This window comes from Arthrobacter humicola (assembly GCF_022803015.1).
GTDB classification, from domain to species: domain Bacteria; phylum Actinomycetota; class Actinomycetes; order Actinomycetales; family Micrococcaceae; genus Arthrobacter; species Arthrobacter humicola_A.
On the sequence record NZ_JAFKON010000004.1, the window covers coordinates 283,164 to 300,504 of the forward strand.

Sequence of the window (17,341 nt, forward strand, 5' to 3'; positions counted from 1 at the left end):
GCGGGAACCGGTAACAGGTGTGCAGGGGGCCAGCCGCGGCACCGTTCCCAGCCGCGGCCGCCGAGATTCCCCATGTTTGACGGGTGCCGCCGGCGTGTCGGCCCGCAACCGCCGGCGTGTCCCGGCGTCGTGCCGGCAAAGGTGGGGAAACTCCGCGCGGCGGTCCTGGCCGGGTGTAGCGGGGCAGGCCCGGCGTAGGGGCCCGGGCGGAACGGCTTACAGGTCGCGGATGGTGCGCAGGGCCGCCGCCGTGAGCACCTGGATGCCCAGGCCCAGCGCCCGCTCATCGACGATGTAGTCACCGCGGTGGAGGTCATACTCTTCCCCGCCGGGCATCTTCGTGCCGAGGCGCATCATGGCGCCGGGGGTGTCGGCCAGGAACCAGGCAAAGTCTTCCCCGCCCATGGACTGCGGGGTCAGGACCACGGCGCCCTCGCCGATTTCGGCGCGGGCCGCGGCCTCGATCAGCGCGGTCTCGTGCTCGGAGTTGACCACCGGCGGCACGCCGCGGGTGTGTTCCAGGTGGACATCGACGCCGTACGGCTCGGCGACCTGCCGGATGATGTCGTCGAGCAGCTCGCCGGCGTCGTGCCAGGCGTCACGGTCCAGGCAGCGCATGGTGCCGGCCATGTAGCCGCTGCCCGGGATGGCGTTCGGGGCCGAGCCCGCGGAGATCTGCCCCCAGACCACGGACACGCCGCTGCGGACATCGACGCGGCGCGAGAGCACTGCGGGAACGTTGACCGCGATCTGCGCCAGGGCGAAGACCAGCTCCTCGGTCAGGTGCGGGCGCGAGGTGTGGCCGCCGCGGCCGGAAAGTTCAATCTTGATGGTGTCCGAGGCGGAGGTGATCGCCCCGATCCGGGTGCCGATCTTGCCGATCTCGATCCGGGGGTCGCAGTGCAGCGCCAGGATGCGCGGCACGCCTTCCAGGACGCCCTGTTCGATGCACGAGGTGGCGCCGCCGGGCATGGTCTCCTCGGCCGGCTGGAAGATGATCCGGACGGTCCCGCGCAGAGGGGAGGCCTCGTGCATGCGCTGCAGGACCAGCGCGATCCCGAGCATGGTGGCAGTGTGGACGTCGTGGCCGCAGGCATGGGTCACGCCGTGGTTCTTCGAGGCGAACTCAAGGCCCGTTTCCTCGATGATGGGCAGGGCGTCGATATCCCCGCGCAGTGCGGTGGCGATGGGACCCTGTCCGACGTCGACCGTCAGGCCTGTGCCCTCGAGGCGGCGCGGCTTGAGCCCGGCTTCCTCGAGCCGTTTCGCCAGCTTGTCGGTGGTGCGGAACTCCTTGAACGAAAGTTCCGGATGCGCATGGAGGTCGCGGCGGAAAGCGATCAGCTCCGGCAGGAGGGGCTCCAGCCACGGCCCCACGAGAGTCGTGGGCTCAGCTTCAGTCGAATAGTTGCGCACGGAATAACTCTATCGAGCGGCCAAAGAATAGCGGCATCGGGTACGGCGCGTTACGGATTGCTGAACATTGCACAGGCCGTGATCCGCTCTCCTCCGGCTACAGGACGTCGGTGTCGCCCTTGGCCTTGATGGCATCCACGGCCTGCTTGACCCGCTGCGAGTGTTCCTTGGTGGTGACCAGCAGGGCGTCCGGGGTGTCAACGATCACGACGTCCTTGATGCCGATCAGGGCGATCACCCGCTTGGTATCGGAGACCACCACGCCGCTCGCGTTCTCGGTGAAGACGCGTGCGCCCTCGCCCAGGACCGTGACCTCGTCGACTTCCTTGGCGCTGTTGAGCCGGCCCACGGAGGCGAAGTCCCCGACGTCGTCCCAGAGGAACGTTCCGGGCACCACGGCGACGTCGCCGGCGGCGGCGGCGGGCTCGGCGACGGCGTAGTCAATAGCGATCTTGGGCAGCGTGGGCCACACCCGCGCCGTGACAGCGTCGCGCTCCGGAGTGTCCCAGGCCTTGGCGATCTCCTGGAGGCCGGCGAAGAGCTCGGGCTGGTTGGCTTCGAGGTGCTTAAGCATCAGCGAGACCGGGGCCACGAACATGCCCGCGTTCCAGACATATTCGCCGCTGTCGACGTACTCCTGGGCCACTTCCTCGCTGGGCTTCTCCACGAACTCCACCACGGACTGCGCACTGGGCGCGTCCGGGATGTGGAGGTTCGCGCCGGAACGGATGTAGCCGAATCCGGTGGAGGGATGGGTCGGCTTGATGCCGATGGTGACGATCTTCCCCGCGGCCGCGGTGTAGACGGCTTCACGGACGGCGTCCTGGAAGAGGTCGTCCGGGCTGATGACCTGGTCCGCGGCAAACGAGCCCATGATGATGTCCGGGTCCCGCTCGTGGAGGATGGCCGCGGCGAGTCCGATCGCAGCACCGGAGTCTTTGGGCTCGCTCTCCAGGACGAGGTCGGCTTCCAGGACCTCAGGCAGCTGGCGGCAGACGGCTGCCCTGTGGGCGGAGCCGGTCACCACCAGCACGTGCTTGCCGGCGACGGGCTGGAGGCGGTCATAGGTCGCGCGCAGCAGAGTACTGCCCGAACCGGTGAGGTCGTGAAGGAATTTCGGGGCTGCTGCCCGTGACAGGGGCCAGAGGCGGGTCCCCACTCCGCCCGCCGGAATGACCGCAATAAAACGGTCCAGCGGTGAATCCTGGCTTGTCACTTTGTCTGTAGTCATCACGGCTACTTTAGCCGACGGCGGCCAATTCGGTCCGAATTGAGCCGCGATCCGGCCCTACCGGCGCCTGCGACCACAGCCAAATGTGGCGTTCGTCTCAAAACAAACGCAAAACCGCGCCGGGGCCGGTCAACAAGGAGTTCCCAAATTGAATAAGCTGTTAGCGAAGCCTAGATTTAGGCTTGAGCTTACGAGTGCTCTCGCAGCAGGCGTTCCCCCCGCGTGGATCCCATGCCAGCGCCGCTGTGTTGCAGGGAGGTTTATTCAGTGCCGACAAAACCAGCTGGCACCTTGTACCGCGGCCGTGAAGGCATGTGGTCCTGGGTTGGACACCGCATTACCGGTGTAGTGATTTTCTTCTTCTTGTTGGTCCACGTGCTGGACACCTCATTGGTGCGTGTGTCCCCCGAGGCCTACACCGCAGTGATTGGTGCCTACAAGAACCCCCTCATGGCCCTGGGTGAAACGGGCCTTGTCGCGGCGATCGTGTTCCACGCCTTCAACGGCCTGCGGATCATCGCCGTCGACTTCTGGAAGAAGGGTGCCAAGTACCAGCGTCAGATGCTCTGGACGGTCCTGGGCCTCTGGGTCGTCGTCATGGTCGGCTTCTCCATCCGCCACCTGTCCCTCGCCCTTGGAGGTCACTAAGCCATGACTGCAACCATTCAAAGCCCACGTAGTGGAAAACCCAGTAGTGGAAAACCCAGTAGTGGAAAGATCCAGCCAAAGTACCGCCGCACTGGCGGTTCCAAGGGCAACTTCGAGATGCTCGCCTGGCTCTTCATGCGCCTCTCCGGCGTCGTGCTGGTGGTGCTGATCTTCGGCCACCTGACCGTGAACCTGCTGGTCGGCGAGGGCATCCACGCGATCGACTTCGGCTTTGTGGCCGGCAAGTGGGCCGACCCGTTCTGGCAGTTCTGGGACCTGGCCATGCTGTGGCTCGCCATGCTGCACGGCACCAACGGCGTCCGCACGATCATCAATGACTACGCCGAGAAGGACGCAACGCGCCTTTGGCTGAAGATTGTGCTCTACGCGGCCACCACGGTCATCATCATCCTGGGCACCCTGGTCATCTTCACGTTCAATCCGTGCCCCGTGGCCAACGGCGTCCAGCTTCCCGGCGGTTTCTGCCCCGCGCCTTAGCGGCGCAGCCGTAATGGTTCAGCCGTAGCGGCGGAACCGCAGCGGACAGGAGCCCGTAAGGGCAGGAATCCGCGGTCCGTCACGGCAACTGATCTTGCCTGCCGAGCGCAGGCGCAGATTGCACGAGACTTCACCGGGCAGGCGCGGCCTGCCGGTGGTTTATAGCGAATTTTGAGAGAAAGAGCGTCTGGTATGCAGGTCCATAAGTACGACGTCGTGATCGTCGGTGCCGGTGGCGCCGGGATGCGCGCGGCGATCGAATCAGGTCAGCGCGCCCGAACAGCAGTACTGACCAAGCTCTACCCCACGCGGTCCCACACCGGCGCGGCGCAGGGCGGCATGTGTGCAGCTCTGGCCAACGTCGAGGAAGACAACTGGGAGTGGCACACCTTCGACACCATCAAGGGCGGCGACTACCTGGTTGACCAGGACGCCGCCGAGGTCATGGCGAAGGAAGCGATCGACGCCGTCCTGGACCTGGAAAAGATGGGCCTGCCGTTCAACCGCACGCCCGAGGGCCGCATTGACCAGCGCCGCTTCGGTGGCCACACCCGCGACCATGGCAAGGCACCGGTCCGCCGCGCCTGCTACGCCGCCGACCGCACCGGCCACATGATCCTGCAGACCCTGTACCAGAACTGCGTCAAGCACAACGTCGAGTTCTACAACGAGTACTACGTCCTGGACCTGCTGACCGTCGAAGAGGACGCTGTCCGCGAGGACGGCACGCCGTACAAGCAGAAGCGCGTCGCCGGCGTCGTGTCCTACGACCTCGCCTCCGGCGAGCTGCACGTCTTCCAGGCCAAGTCCGTGGTGTTCGCCTCCGGCGGCGCCGGCAAGGTCTTCAAGACCACCTCCAACGCCCACACCCTGACCGGTGACGGCATGGGCATCGCGTTCCGCCGGGGCATCCCCCTGGAGGACATGGAATTCTTCCAGTTCCACCCGACCGGCCTGGCCGGCCTGGGCATCCTGCTCTCCGAGGCCGCCCGCGGCGAAGGCGCGATCCTGCGCAACTCCGAGGGTGAACGCTTCATGGAGCGCTACGCGCCCACCATCAAGGACCTCGCCCCGCGCGACATCGTGGCCCGCTCCATGGCCAACGAAGTCCGTGAGGGACGCGGCTGCGGCCCGAACAAGGACTACGTCCTCCTGGACCTGACGCACCTTGAGCCTGCGCACATCGATGCCAAGCTGCCGGACATCACCGAGTTCGCCCGCACCTACCTGGGTGTGGAGCCGTACACGGAGCCGGTTCCGGTGTTCCCGACGGCGCACTACGCCATGGGCGGCATCCCCACGAACATCAGCGCCGAGGTCCTCCAGGACAACGACACGGTGGTCCCGGGCCTCTACGCCGCCGGCGAGGTCGCCTGCGTCTCCGTCCACGGCTCCAACCGCCTGGGCACCAACTCGCTGCTGGACATCAACGTGTTCGGCAAGCGCGCCGGCATCGCCGCCGCCGAGTACGCCAAGACCGCCGACTTCGTGGAGCTCCCCGTTGACCCGGAGGCCTACACGCTGAACCTGCTGGACCACGTCCGCACCTCTGACGGCACCGAGAAGGTCGCTGCGATCCGCAAGGAACTGCAGGACACCATGGACGCCAACATGCAGGTGTTCCGCACCGCCGACACGCTGAACCAGGTCCTGAAGGACATTGCCTCCTTCGAGGAGCGGTACCAGCGCATCAGCGTCCAGGACAAGGGCAAGCGCTTCAACCTGGACCTGCTCGAGGCGGTGGAGCTGGGCTTCCTGCTCGAGCTCGCCAAGGTCATGACCGTGGCGGCCCTGCACCGCGAGGAATCCCGCGGCGGCCACTTCCGCGAGGACTTCCCCGAGCGCGACGACGAAAAATTCATGAAGCACTCCATGGCGTACAAGGATGACCACGCCCCGGCGGACGGTTCCGCCGAGTCGATTGCCGGCATCCGGCTTGCCACCAAACCGGTGGTCTTTACGCGCTACGAGCCGATGGTGAGGAAGTACTAAGATGAGCGCTGAACTCGCTGAGCCAGCATCCAAGATCGAACTGCCCGCCGGCGTCGGCGGGGGCGGGGAAATCCCGTCCTTCGACGTCACCCTGCGCGTGCGCCGCTACAACCCCGAGGTCTCCGAGGACGCCACGTGGGATGACTTCAAGGTCACCATGTACGGCACCGACCGTGTCCTGGACGCCCTGCACAAGATCAAGTGGGAGATGGACGGCAGCGTCTCCTTCCGCCGTTCCTGCGCCCACGGCGTCTGCGGCTCCGATGCCATGCGCATCAACGGCCGCAACCGCCTCGCCTGCAAGACCCTGCTGAAGGACCTGGACACGTCCAAGCCCATCACGGTCGAGCCCATCAAGGGCCTGCCCGTGGAGAAGGACCTGATCGTGGACATGGAGCCTTTCTTCCAGTCCTTCCGCGAAGTCATGCCCTTCCTGATCAACCGTGGCCACGAGCCCACCAAGGAACGCCTGCAGTCCGCCGAGGACCGCGAACGGTTCGATGACACCACCAAGTGCATCCTGTGCGCCGCGTGCACCTCGTCCTGCCCGGTGTTCTGGACCGACGGGCAGTACTTCGGCCCGGCGGCGATCGTCAACGCGCACCGCTTCATCTTCGATTCCCGTGATGACGCCGGCGACATGCGCCTGGAGATCCTCAACGACAAGGAAGGCGTGTGGCGCTGCCGCACCACCTTTAACTGCACCGAAGCATGCCCCCGCGGCATCCAGGTCACGCAGGCAATCGCTGAGGTCAAGCAGGCCATCCTGTCCCGCAAGGTCTAAGGATCGGTTCCACCGGCCCGCATTAACGGCTTCACCTTCAGTAGTTACCGACGACGGCGCCTCTCACCTTCCGGGTGGGGGCGCCGCCGTCGTTTCCGCCCTCACTGATTCGCCCTCACACGAAAGGGGACACTTTGTCCCACTCAGAAAAAGTCTCGTTCCTGGGTTCCACCGGCGAGCGGCTCTCCGGCGTGCTGGATCTGCCGGAGGGCCCGGTCAAGGGCTGGGGTGTGTTCTCGCACGGCTTCACCCTGGGCAAGGACAGCCCCTCGGCGTCGCGGATGTGCAAGGCCCTGGCGGACAATGGCGTGGGCATGCTCCGGTTCGACAACGTGGGGCTCGGAGAGTCGGCGGGAATGTGGTCGGAGGGGTCCTTCAGCCACAAGGTGGCCGACACCGTCAAGGCCGCCGAATTCATGCGGGACTCAGACCGGCGGGTTTCCCTGCTGGTGGGCCATTCGTTTGGCGGCGCGGCCGTCCTGTCCGCCGCGCGGCAGATCCCGGAGCTGAGGGCCGTGGCCACCGTGGGTGCCCCCTTCTCCCCCAAGCACGTGGCGCACGTCTTTGACGCGGCCCTGGACCGCATCCTGAGCGAGGGAAGCGCCGAAGTGGACCTCGGCGGCAAGCGGGTGGAGATCCGCCGGCACTTCGTCGAGGATCTCGAGAAGGCGGACCTGACGGACTGCATCCGGCAGCTGCACAAGCCGCTCATGGTGCTGCACTCCCCCACCGACAATACGGTCGGGATCGAAAACGCCAGCACCATCTTCCAGACGGCACGCCACCCGCGCAGCTTCGTCTCGCTGGAGGGCAGCGACCACCTCCTGACCGGCAAAGGCCAGGCGGCCCGTGCGGCCAAGATTATTTCGGCGTGGGCCGACCAGTACCTCGACGCCTGAACGCGGCGGCCAGCGGCCTGCGGCGGGCCCGCTGCTCTACCGGGGTTTTACCCGGCTGGACGCGCCGGGCACCCCAGCCGGTGGTCGCGGCGGCGGGCCCGGCCTTGAGGTCCTCTTCCCGGATCGCCACCCACGCGGCGCAGATCACGTAGACCTGGCTGACCAGGTTGAACCAGATCAGCAGGCCGATGATGATGGCGAAGGGCGCCAGAATGGGGTTCTTGCCCGCGCTGGCCAGCAGCTGGGTGCTGAAGATCTGCAGGATGGTGGTGCCCACCGCGGCGAGAATGGTCCCTTCCAGCAGGGAGCGCCGGGCCGGCTTCAGCCCGGCGGCCACCCGGTACATGATCAGGGCGGTGCCCCAGCCGAGCAGCAGCGGGACGAGGATCGTGACGGAGGTCGTCAGCGGCCCGGCAATTATCGGCTCGAGGCCCAGCTGCCCGGTAACCCATCCGGCGGCCGTCCCGAAGATCAGCGAGGCCGCGGAGCTGACTACCAGGGCCAGCCCCATCAGCAGCAGCGTGCCGACGTCCTTGAGTATCTGCAGGATCGGATTCATCACCAAGGGGCCGAGTTGCATCATGCTCCGCATACCGTCGCGGATGCCGCTGATCCAGCCCAGGGACGTGAACACCGTCACCACGGCGGCGATCCCGGCGGCCCAACCCAGGCTGGTGGGGTTCAGCAGCGCATAGGGGTCAACCAGCCCCTCGCTGCCGTCGACCTGCAACAGGCCGGGCGCGGCGGCGGCCACACTCCTGATGACCTGGTCCAGCAGGGCCGGGTGGTCGCTGAGCACGAGGCCGGCCAAGGACAAGCCAGTGGCCAACAGGCCCGTGATGGAGAAAAACATCCGGAAGCCGATGCCGGCACTCAACAGCGGGCCACGCTGACGCAGGTAGTGCGAGTATGCGCGCAGGGGCAGCAGCATGTTCAGCCGGGCCAGGAGCCAGTTCATCATCGCGATCAGGGACGCGACCATGCCGCCGCCGGAGCGCCGGGCCCGGCCCCATTCGACCCTCTTGCGGATGACTTCCAGTTTCAGCCCGGCCAGATCGGTGGGGAGCGGCGGCTTATCGGGCGCCTGCGGTGCCGTCCGGGCCTCTGTCGTGATCAGGTTTGGTCCCAAAATCGAGCTCTTCCCGTAGCTGCCAGATGCCGTTGTCATCGTGCTCGTAAAGTCCCATGCTAGCCACAGGAAACGTGGCCCTGTAATCCCTCAGGACCGTTTCGGCCTCGTCGAGGCTTTCCGGGGCGACATCGTGGGCCACGGTGACGTGCGGGTGGTAGCCGAACGGCAGTTCCCGCTCCAGCGGGCCGGACTGCAGCTGGCGGTGCAGGTTAACGCAGTCCCCGAAGCCGTCCTCTACGTTCAGGAAGACCACCGGGGACACCGGCCGGAAAGACCCGGTCCCTGCGATGGTCACAGTGAAAGGCTCCTGCCGTCGTGCCACGTCCCGGACATGGCGTTGGGTCGCGGCCCAGTCCTTGGTCATGGTGGTGGTGACCAGCGTGATGTGGGCCGGGACGACGGCGGCCATGGGATCCCCGAAGGATGCCCGCCAGCGCTGGAGCTCCTCGGCGATGTCCGCCGGGAACCTCAGGATCACACCGATGCTGATGCCTTCGCTGCGCTGTCCGTTCGACGTGGCGGCTTTCGCGGTGACTTTGCTGACGGAGGACATTGACCTAGCGGGCTCCCTGGGCGCCGGCGTAGGGCAGGAAACCCACCTTGGCGTAGACGTCGCGCAGGGTCAGCGAGGCAATCTCCCGGGCCTTGTCCGCGCCGAGGCCCAGCAGCCGGTCCAGCTCCGCGGGATCGTCCAGCAGTTCCTTGGCCCGGTTCCGGATCGGGGTCAGGTGCTCCGTGACCACCTCGGCGAGGTCCGCCTTCAGGTGGCCGTACATCTTTCCCTCATAGGCGGTGACGAGGGCGTCGACGCTTTGCCCGGTGATCGAGGAGTAGATGGTCAGCAGGTTGGACACGCCAGGCTTCGCCTCCCGGTCGAACCGGATTTCGGTCTCCGTGTCCGTCACGGCGGACTTGATCCGCTTGGCCGTGACCTTGGGCTCGTCCAGCAGGTTGATCAGCCCCGCCGGCGACTCCGCAGACTTGGACATCTTGGCGGTGGGGTGCTGCAGATCGTAGATCTTCGCGGATTCCTTCTGGATGAAGGGCTGCGGCACCGTGAACGTGTCGCCGAAGCGGGAGTTGAACCGCTGGGCCAGGTCACGGCTGAGTTCCACGTGCTGGCGCTGGTCCTCGCCGACGGGGACACCGTGCGGCTGGTACAGCAGGATGTCCGCTGCCTGCAGGATGGGGTAGGTGAACAGCCCGACGCTGGCGTGCTCTGATCCCTGTTTGTGCGCCTTGTCCTTGAACTGGGTCATCCGGGACGCCTCGCCGAAGCCAGTGATGCAGTTCAGGACCCACGCCAGCTGGGCGTGCTCGGGCACCTGGGACTGGACGAAGAGCGTGCACTTGTCGACGTCGACGCCGCCGGCAATGTACTGCGCGGCCGTGACCCGGGTGCGGTGCGCCAGCTCGGCAGGATCCTGCGGAACGGTGATCGCGTGCAGGTCAGGGATGAAGAAGACGGCGTCGTACTCGTCCTGCATCCGGACCCAGTTCACGAGGGCGCCGAGGTAGTTGCCCAGGTGCAGGGAGTCGGCGGAGGGCTGCATGCCGGAGAGGATGCGGTGCCGGGCCGCGGTGGCCGCAGAGGCGTCCTTGGCGGTGGCTGTCTGAGCGTCGGGGGCGACGCCGGCCTGGGCCACAGTGGTCGCAGTTGAAGTGGTGGTCATTCGTGGAAGCCTTAAGACTAGAGCCGGTAGTCCACTACCAGCGGGGCGTGGTCGGAGAAGCGTGTGTCCCAGGACGCTGCCCGGTCAACAACGGCTGACACTGCGGCAGCAGCGAGAGCGGGCGTGGCCATGTGGTAATCGATGCGCCAGCCGGTGTCGTTGTCGAAGGCCTGGCCCCGTTGCGACCACCAAGTGTAGGGGCCGTCGACGTTACCCGCCAGGCCCCTGTGAACATCCTTCCAGCCGATTTCTTCGCCGAAGAAGCGGTCAAAATAGGCCCGCTCTTCCGGCAGGAAGCCGGCACGTTTGACGTTGCCCTTCCAGTTCCTGATGTCCAGCTCCGTGTGGCCGACGTTGAGGTCGCCCACCACCAGCGCGTGGTCACTGTGCTTGGCGAGTTCGGGCAGCCGCTGGACCATGACGTCGAGGAAACGGAATTTGTCGTCCTGCTTGGGAGTGCCGGCTTCGCCCGAGTGCACGTAGGCGCTCACGACGGTCATCTGTGATGCCTGCCCGTCCGCGTCCCGCACGATGTAGTCCGCCTCGACCCAGCGTCCGGCCGTGGCGAAGAAGTCATCGCCGATCCCCACCCGGGTGGCCAGGGGCTCTTCCCGGGAGGCAATGGCAACGCCGGCCCGGCCCTTGGCCTCGGCCTCGGCATGGAGAATGTACCAGCCCTCGCCGAGCAGTTCCTCGACGATCGCGTCCGGCGCGCGGACCTCCTGGAGGCACAGGATGTCCACCTCGCGCGGCTCAAGCCACTCCGCCATGCCCTTCTTGTAGGCGGCACGGAGGCCGTTGACGTTGACTGACGCGATGCGAAGGTGGTCCTTCTTCAATGCCGAGCTCACCCGATCCACTCTAGTCGATGATGGTTCCGCTGACGGGAGCGTCATCGCCGCCCGAGGATTTGATCATGTCCCGCGCGTTGGTGGCGGTGATCTCGATGGTCTCCAGGGCGCGGCTGATCGTGTCGCGGTCCGCCGCCTCGCCCTTCGCCCGCTCCTGCTCGACCACCCGGACCTGGACCTGGACAATCTTGAAGGAGTGGTCCAGCTTCATGTCGCGGACGCTGTCCGCTGCGCGGCTTTCGCTCACCACGCGGGTGCCGCCGTGGTCCGCGCTGCCCGCCGCCGGGGGCCGCCCGGCTGCGGCGTTGAACGCGTTCTGGGCCTCGTTCAGCCTGGCCCCGGCCTTCTTGGCGGCTTTCTGGATGCTGAACACGACGAAGGAGGCCAGCGCCAGCCAGAAGCCGGCGATGATCGCCACGATCCAGCCCACGACGTCGTTCTGGTTGGCCGCGAAGATCACGGCCACCACGAACGCGATGATGAAGACCAGCAGCCCCGGCCCGCTGATGCGGAACATGGAAAACCGGCCGCGGGCCGTGGTGTCGTTGGACGTGGACGAGGAGCTACCCAGAGATTGCATGAGCCCATTATCGCAAACGGGGCCGGCCGCCCGTTGCGCTTCCACCCCGGGCGAACGCCGCCCCGGCGCCCGGCCTAGGTCAGGACCAGCGTTTAGGTCAGGACCAGGCAGAACGGGTGGCCGCTGGGGTCCGTGTAGACCCGGAAGGTTTCCGTCCCGGCGCCGAGGCTGGTGGCGCCGAGCCGGAGCACCTCGGCTTCGGCGGCGTCGAGGTCCCCGACGAGCACGTCCACGTGCATCTGCTGCGGGTGCTCGGCGTCGGGCCACTGCGGGCGGACCAGCCGTTCCACCCGCTGGAAGGCGACGGCGGGACGGTCGGCGGCGTCGCCGATCGAAATCCATTCCTCGTCCTCCTGCACCCGGATCATCCCCAGCAGCTCCTGGTAAAAACCGGCGAGCTTGTCCGGGTCCTCACAGTCGATGACGAGGGCCTGCCATTTTCCGATCATGGGTTCTCCTTTTTGGAAGGACGGCTACTTGAGGAAAAGTTTGCGCAGGCGGCTCGTGGTGAGCAGGACGCCGAGGGCAATCATGACGAGGTAGTAACCGATGTGAACGGCGGTGGCCGGCGTAAACACCCCCACGCTGATCTGGCGCAGCAGTTCCACGCCGTGCCACAGCGGCATGGCCTGGATCAGCCACTGGATGGACTGCGGGTAGACGCTGAGCGGGTAGAACGTGGCACTGAAGAGGAACATGGGCAGCATGACGAAGTTGATCCAGTCCATTTGCTGGAATGTCTTCATGTAGCTCGTGATCCCCATGCCGAAGCTCGCGAAGCCGAAGGCGATCAGCACCGAGGCCGGGATCATCAGGATGGCCCACGGCGTGGTGATGAGGCCCATCAGCCCCATGACGGCCGTGAAGCCGGTCGCGTACATGGCCCCGCGCAGCAGGGCGAGGAAGATTTCGCCCATGGCGACATCCAGCGGCCCCAGCGACGTGTAGAGCATGCCCTGGTACAGCTTGGCGAAGTTCATCTTGAAGAAGACGTTCCACGTGGAGTCGTAGACGGCGCCGTTCATGGCGGACACGGCCAGCAGTGCCGGCGCGATGTACGCGGCGTAGCTGATTTCCTGCCCGCCCGGGCCCTGGACCGACCCGACAATGGCGCCCAGGCCCACTCCCATGGAGATCAGGTACAGCACGGGTTCGAAGAACCCGGAGACCATGACCATCCAGTTGCTGCTCTTGGTGGCCATGAGCCCGCGGGCGACGACGGCGCGGACGTTGCGGGAGTAGATGGGCCCGAAGCGGCGGCGGCGCGCGGCTTCGGTGACGCTGTGGTCCCCTGTGTTGAAACTTCCGGTCAGGACGCTCATGAGGCCATCCTTTTAGCGAACTGGCGTTTGGTCAGGATCCAGCCGGCAGCCGCCAGGCCCAGCAGGAAGAGGACATGGACGACGGTGAGCCACGGCTCTTCCTCGTACCCGTAGCTGACCACGCGGCCAAGCTCGGTTCCGTGCCAGATCGGTGAGATCCAGCCGATCCAGCGGACTGCAAGCGGGAGCGTGTCCAGCGGGAAGAACGTGCCGGAGAACAGGAACAACGGCATGACGATGAACCGCATGACCATGGCGAACTGGCCCTTGTCGTGCTGGATGGTGGCCGCGTAGGCCATGAGCGGCAGGCCGAAGGACAGGCCGGCGAGGGTGGCGATGAGGATCGACACCCAGCCCCAGGCGCCGGGCGAGGCGCCGAAAAGCGCGACGACGGCGAAGTAGATGGCCGACTGCAGCAGGAAGCGCACCGTCACGGCGATGATCTGGCCGCCGGCGATCTGCTCGGGAGTCAGCGGTGAGGCGTGCGGGCCGTAGTAGACGCGCCGCCACTTGAAGCCGTCCATGACGGGGAAGGTGAACTCGTTGGCGGCCGTCATGACGGCGGCCGAGATCAGCAGGGCGGGCGCGATGAACGTCAGGTAGCTGACCCCGCCGAAGACGCCGGCGCCGTTGGACTCGACCAGGGTGGCCAGGCCAACGCCCATCGCGAACAGGTAGGCCACCGGCTGTCCTACGCCGTACATCACGATGGTCCAGCCGTAGCCCTTCATGACCCGCAGGACCTGTTCGGCGTAGTAGAACGCGCCCCAGCGGCGGGCACGGGCGGCCGAGACTTCCGGCGAGTGCGCGCGCAGGGCCGTCCCCGCCGCCGCGGCGCCCGCCGTCGTGCCCGCTGCCTGAATTGGCTTAGCCAGCTGCTCTTTCTTAGTCAACGAGGCTCCTGCCGGTCAGGCGCAGGAAGACGTCTTCGAGTGAGGAGCGGCGGACCAGTGAGGTGACCGGACGCAGGCCGCGGGCGGTGACCTGCTCCAGGGCGGCCTCGCCGTCGTGGGCGTAGATAAGCACCCGGTCCGGCAGGGTTTCCACCCGTTCGCCGATGCCGCCGAGCTCCGCGCCGACGCTCGCGTTGCGCTCCGAGCCGAAGCGCAGCTCCAGGACCTCGCGGGTGGAGTATTCGCGGATCAGGCTGGCCGGCGATCCCTCGGCCATGATCCTGCCCTTGTCCACCACAATCAGCCGGTCGCACAGCTGCTCGGCCTCGTCCATGTAGTGCGTGGTGAGGATCAGGGTGACGCCCTGTTCCTTGAGCCGGAACAGCCGGTCCCAGAGGATGTGCCGGGCCTGCGGGTCAAGGCCGGTCGTCGGCTCGTCCAGCAGCAGGATCCGGGGCTCGTTGATGAGCGAACGGGCGATTGTCAGGCGCCGCTTCATGCCGCCGGAGAGGGCATCGACCTTGGAGTTGGCCTTGTCGGTGAGCTGGGCGAATTCCAGCAGCTCGTCGGCCTTGGGCTTGAGGTAGCTCATGGGCAGGCCGAAATAGCGGCCGTAGACCAGCAGGTTGTCCCGGACTTTCAGTTCCTCGTCCAGGTTGTCCTGCTGCGGCACGACGCCGAGGTGGGCGCGGACCTCCGGCCCGTGCTGTTCGGGGTCCAGGCCCATGATGTTCAAGCTGCCGGAGGTGCGCTGCGAGACCCCGCCGATCATCTTCATCGTGGTGGACTTGCCGGCGCCGTTGGGGCCCAGCAGGCCGAACGCTTCCCCTGCGGGAACGCGGAAGGAGATGCCGTCGACGGCGGTGACGTCGCCGTAACGTTTGGTCAGGTTCTCGGCGGTGATGACGTATGGGAGAGCGGCGTCGGAGGGGCTGCTCGCGCGTGATTCTTTAGAGGCAAGTTCGGACACCCGCACTACGGTAGTGGATCCCCGCAAACTATGAAAGAGTCTTTTCGTAAAAACTCCTGACGTATCCGTTCCGTTATGCCGGCCGGCGGTAGAACGTGCGGAATCCTGCGGTGGTTGGGCCCGCCGAAAGCCGGCCCAACCACCGCGGGAGCCTTAGGCGGGCCCCGGGCGGCGTTCCTCTGCCCAGCGGTTTTTCTCTGCCCATTGGCGTTCCGCGGTTTCCACCACGTTGGCGAGCAGCATGGCGCGGGTCATGGGCCCCACTCCCCCGGGGTTCGGCGAGAGCCAGGCGGCGACGTCGGCCGCAGCGGGGTCCACGTCTCCGGTGACCACTGCCTTGCCGCTGCCGTCATCGACCCGGCTGACACCGACGTCGAGCACGATCGCCCCGGGCTTGAGGTCCCCGGCCTTGATCATGTGCGGCTGCCCGGCGGCGGCAATTACGACGTCGGCCTGCCGCAGTTCTGCCGGCAGGTCCACCGTTCCGGTGTGCGCCAGGATGACCGTGGCATTGACGTCCTTGCGGGTCAGCAGCAGACCCACGGGACGGCCGATGGTGACGCCGCGGCCCACCACGAGGACGCGTTTGCCGTTCAGGTCGATCCCATGCCGGGTCAGCAGCTCCACGCAGCCCTTGGGCGTGCACGGCAGCGGGGATTTCATGGGTCCGCTGACGTTGGCCACGAGCCGGCCCAGGTTCATCGGGTGCAGGCCGTCGGCGTCCTTCTCGGGATCCATGGCCTCCAGGATGACGTCCTGGTCGATGTGTTTGGGCAGGGGCAGCTGCACGATGTAGCCGGTGCATTCCGGGTTCTCGTTGAGCTCGCGGACCACGGCCAGGAGTTCGTCCTGGCTGGTCTCTTCCGGCAGGTCGCGGCGGATGGAGGTAATGCCCACCTCGGCGCAGTCCTTGTGTTTGCCGCCGACGTACCAGGTGCTGCCGGGATCGGAGCCCACCAGGATGGTGCCCAGCCCGGGCGTGATGCCCTGGGCCTTGAGCACGGCCACGCGCTCGGTCAGCTCGGCCTTGATGGCGGCGGCGGTAGCCTTGCCGTCAAGGATCCGTGCAGTTTCAGCCGTTTCTGCGGTGTGCGAAGAAGTCATGGCCTACCACTGCTCGTGCTGCGGGTACAGCGGGAAATCGGCGGCGAGCTTGTCCACGCGGGCCTGCAGGGGTTCGATCTCCGTGGCAGCTCCGGACTTCAGCGCCGTGGCGATGATGTCCGCCACCTCGGTGAATTCCTCGGCGCCGAAGCCGCGGGTGGCCAGGGCCGGTGTGCCGATGCGCAGGCCGGAGGTGACCATCGGCGGGCGGGGGTCGAACGGCACGGCGTTGCGGTTGACGGTGATGCCGATCGAGTGCAGGAGGTCCTCGGCCTGCTGGCCGTCCAGCTGGGAGTTGCGCAGGTCCACCAGGACCAGGTGCACGTCGGTGCCGCCGGTCAGGACCGAGACGCCCGCACCGGCGACGTCGGCCTGGCCGAGGCGCTCGGCGATGATCTTGGCGCCTTCGAGCACACGTTCCTGGCGCTCCTTGAATTCCTCGGTGCCGGCGATCTTGAAGGCCACGGCCTTCGCCGCGATCACGTGCATGAGCGGGCCGCCCTGCTGGCCGGGGAACACGGCGGAGTTAAGCTTCTTGGCCCACTCCTGCTTGGCCAGGATCACGCCGGAGCGGGGACCGGACAGCGTCTTGTGCACGGTGGAGGTCACGACGTCGGAGTACGGGACCGGGCTCGGGTGCAGTCCGGCGGCGACCAGGCCGGCGAAGTGCGCCATGTCGGTCCAGAGCAGGGCACCGACCTCGTCGGCGATCGAACGGAAGGCCGCGAAATCGAGGTGCCGCGGGTAGGCGGACCAGCCGGCGATGATCACCTGGGGCTTTTCGGCGATGGCCTGCTCGCGCAGCTTGTCCATGTCGATCCGGAAGTCATCTTCCTCGACCTGGTAGGCGGCGACGTTGTAGAGCTTCCCGGAGAAGTTCAGCTTCATGCCGTGGGTGAGGTGCCCGCCGTGGGCCAGGGACAGGCCCAGGATCTTATCGCCCGGGGTGATCATGGCGGCGAGCGCGGCGGCGTTGGCCTGCGCACCGGAGTGCGGCTGCACGTTGGCGTATTCGGCGCCGAACAGGTCCTTGACGCGGTCGATCGCGAGCTGCTCGGCGACGTCGACGTATTCACACCCGCCGTAGTAGCGGCGACCCGGGTAGCCCTCGGCGTACTTGTTGGTCAGGACGGAGCCCTGGGCTTCCATCACGGCGCGCGGGGCGAAGTTCTCGGAAGCGATCATTTCCAGGGTGCCGCGCTGGCGGCCAAGTTCCTGGGCCAGGACGGCGGCGATTTCAGGGTCGAGTTCGGCCAGCGGCTGGTTGCTCACGGCGGCTGAGGTGGCGGTGGTAGTAGTCACGAGGAACTCCTGGTTGGCAACGGGTACGGCTATTGGTCAGGCTACC

At 66.6% G+C, this 17,341-nt stretch carries 18 protein-coding genes; 5 read left to right on the forward strand and 13 right to left on the reverse strand.

Features of this window, described 5'->3' with window-relative positions:
* Positions 1–216 precede the first annotated feature (216 nt).
* Positions 217–1,416 (reverse strand): amidohydrolase, encoded by a 1,200-nt coding sequence (locus tag ARTB_RS10970; RefSeq protein WP_243180097.1) that lies wholly within the window; start codon positions 1,414–1,416, stop codon positions 217–219.
* 97 nt (positions 1,417–1,513) lie between these two features.
* The gene (locus tag ARTB_RS10975; protein ID WP_026537818.1) at positions 1,514–2,647 is read right to left on the reverse strand and encodes a mannose-1-phosphate guanylyltransferase; all 1,134 of its coding nucleotides are present in this window, start codon (positions 2,645–2,647) and stop codon (positions 1,514–1,516) included.
* 267 nt (positions 2,648–2,914) lie between these two features.
* Between ARTB_RS10975 and sdhC the strand changes: the two genes are divergently transcribed.
* From sdhC to ARTB_RS11000, 5 genes are all read left to right on the forward strand, one after another.
* Positions 2,915–3,295, forward strand: a complete 381-nt coding sequence (sdhC, locus tag ARTB_RS10980) for a succinate dehydrogenase, cytochrome b556 subunit (RefSeq protein WP_079553238.1) — start codon at positions 2,915–2,917, stop codon at positions 3,293–3,295.
* 3 nt (positions 3,296–3,298) lie between these two features.
* The gene (locus tag ARTB_RS10985) at positions 3,299–3,793 is read left to right on the forward strand and encodes a succinate dehydrogenase hydrophobic membrane anchor subunit (RefSeq protein WP_243180103.1); all 495 of its coding nucleotides are present in this window, start codon (positions 3,299–3,301) and stop codon (positions 3,791–3,793) included.
* A 192-nt stretch (positions 3,794–3,985) separates the two neighbouring features.
* The gene (sdhA, locus tag ARTB_RS10990; protein WP_028277340.1) at positions 3,986–5,785 is read left to right on the forward strand and encodes a succinate dehydrogenase flavoprotein subunit; all 1,800 of its coding nucleotides are present in this window, start codon (positions 3,986–3,988) and stop codon (positions 5,783–5,785) included.
* Between the two features lies 1 nt (position 5,786).
* On the forward strand, positions 5,787–6,569 hold the full coding sequence (locus ARTB_RS10995) for a succinate dehydrogenase iron-sulfur subunit (RefSeq protein ID WP_026537821.1): 783 nt from the start codon (positions 5,787–5,789) through the stop codon (positions 6,567–6,569).
* 134 nt (positions 6,570–6,703) lie between these two features.
* On the forward strand, positions 6,704–7,468 hold the full coding sequence (locus ARTB_RS11000; protein ID WP_243180106.1) for an alpha/beta hydrolase family protein: 765 nt from the start codon (positions 6,704–6,706) through the stop codon (positions 7,466–7,468).
* On the opposite strand, the gene ARTB_RS11005 is transcribed toward ARTB_RS11000, so the two are convergent.
* From ARTB_RS11005 to glyA, 11 genes are all read right to left on the reverse strand, one after another.
* Positions 7,431–8,597: a YihY/virulence factor BrkB family protein gene (locus ARTB_RS11005; RefSeq protein ID WP_243180108.1), complete on the reverse strand. Its 1,167-nt coding sequence runs from the start codon at positions 8,595–8,597 to the stop codon at positions 7,431–7,433. The two genes, ARTB_RS11000 and ARTB_RS11005, sit on opposite strands and share 38 nt — an antisense overlap.
* On the reverse strand, positions 8,542–9,153 hold the full coding sequence (locus ARTB_RS11010) for a 2'-5' RNA ligase family protein (RefSeq protein WP_243180109.1): 612 nt from the start codon (positions 9,151–9,153) through the stop codon (positions 8,542–8,544). The genes ARTB_RS11005 and ARTB_RS11010 overlap by 56 nt, the downstream gene beginning before the upstream one ends.
* Positions 9,154–9,157: 4 nt before the next feature.
* The gene (gene trpS / locus ARTB_RS11015) at positions 9,158–10,273 is read right to left on the reverse strand and encodes a tryptophan--tRNA ligase (RefSeq protein ID WP_243180112.1); all 1,116 of its coding nucleotides are present in this window, start codon (positions 10,271–10,273) and stop codon (positions 9,158–9,160) included.
* 17 nt (positions 10,274–10,290) lie between these two features.
* Complete coding sequence (locus tag ARTB_RS11020) at positions 10,291–11,124, reverse strand: exodeoxyribonuclease III (protein ID WP_243180129.1); 834 nt, start codon at positions 11,122–11,124, stop codon at positions 10,291–10,293.
* A gap of 10 nt (positions 11,125–11,134) precedes the next feature.
* Positions 11,135–11,704 (reverse strand): hypothetical protein, encoded by a 570-nt coding sequence (locus ARTB_RS11025; RefSeq protein WP_243180139.1) that lies wholly within the window; start codon positions 11,702–11,704, stop codon positions 11,135–11,137.
* Between the two features lie 92 nt (positions 11,705–11,796).
* Entirely contained in the window at positions 11,797–12,153 is a 357-nt protein-coding gene (locus tag ARTB_RS11030; RefSeq protein ID WP_243180146.1) for a VOC family protein, read from the reverse strand.
* A gap of 24 nt (positions 12,154–12,177) precedes the next feature.
* The gene (locus tag ARTB_RS11035) at positions 12,178–13,026 is read right to left on the reverse strand and encodes an ABC transporter permease (RefSeq protein WP_079553256.1); all 849 of its coding nucleotides are present in this window, start codon (positions 13,024–13,026) and stop codon (positions 12,178–12,180) included.
* Positions 13,023–13,901 (reverse strand): ABC transporter permease, encoded by an 879-nt coding sequence (locus ARTB_RS11040; RefSeq protein ID WP_243180417.1) that lies wholly within the window; start codon positions 13,899–13,901, stop codon positions 13,023–13,025. The genes ARTB_RS11035 and ARTB_RS11040 overlap by 4 nt, the downstream gene beginning before the upstream one ends.
* Before the next feature lie 10 nt (positions 13,902–13,911).
* Complete coding sequence (locus tag ARTB_RS11045) at positions 13,912–14,889, reverse strand: ABC transporter ATP-binding protein (RefSeq protein ID WP_043436284.1); 978 nt, start codon at positions 14,887–14,889, stop codon at positions 13,912–13,914.
* 153 nt (positions 14,890–15,042) lie between these two features.
* Complete coding sequence (locus ARTB_RS11050; protein WP_243180152.1) at positions 15,043–15,993, reverse strand: bifunctional methylenetetrahydrofolate dehydrogenase/methenyltetrahydrofolate cyclohydrolase; 951 nt, start codon at positions 15,991–15,993, stop codon at positions 15,043–15,045.
* A gap of 3 nt (positions 15,994–15,996) precedes the next feature.
* Positions 15,997–17,295: a serine hydroxymethyltransferase gene (gene glyA, locus ARTB_RS11055; RefSeq protein WP_028277328.1), complete on the reverse strand. Its 1,299-nt coding sequence runs from the start codon at positions 17,293–17,295 to the stop codon at positions 15,997–15,999.
* Positions 17,296–17,341: the final 46 nt, after the last annotated feature.

Excerpts from the sequence above, each read along its gene's own strand:
- sdhA (WP_028277340.1), top strand. The coding sequence starts at position 3,986 with ATGCAGGTCCATAAGTACGACGTCGTGATCGTCGGTGCCGGTGGCGCC.
- ARTB_RS11035 (WP_079553256.1), bottom strand. The coding sequence starts at position 13,026 with ATGAGCGTCCTGACCGGAAGTTTCAACACAGGGGACCACAGCGTCACC.
- ARTB_RS11025 (WP_243180139.1), bottom strand. The coding sequence starts at position 11,704 with ATGCAATCTCTGGGTAGCTCCTCGTCCACGTCCAACGACACCACGGCC.
- ARTB_RS10995 (WP_026537821.1), top strand. The coding sequence starts at position 5,787 with ATGAGCGCTGAACTCGCTGAGCCAGCATCCAAGATCGAACTGCCCGCC.
- ARTB_RS11050 (WP_243180152.1), bottom strand. The coding sequence starts at position 15,993 with ATGACTTCTTCGCACACCGCAGAAACGGCTGAAACTGCACGGATCCTT.
- trpS (WP_243180112.1), bottom strand. The coding sequence starts at position 10,273 with ATGACCACCACTTCAACTGCGACCACTGTGGCCCAGGCCGGCGTCGCC.
- ARTB_RS11030 (WP_243180146.1), bottom strand. The coding sequence starts at position 12,153 with ATGATCGGAAAATGGCAGGCCCTCGTCATCGACTGTGAGGACCCGGAC.
- ARTB_RS10975 (WP_026537818.1), bottom strand. The coding sequence starts at position 2,647 with ATGACTACAGACAAAGTGACAAGCCAGGATTCACCGCTGGACCGTTTT.
- ARTB_RS10985 (WP_243180103.1), top strand. The coding sequence starts at position 3,299 with ATGACTGCAACCATTCAAAGCCCACGTAGTGGAAAACCCAGTAGTGGA.
- ARTB_RS11010 (WP_243180109.1), bottom strand. The coding sequence starts at position 9,153 with ATGTCCTCCGTCAGCAAAGTCACCGCGAAAGCCGCCACGTCGAACGGA.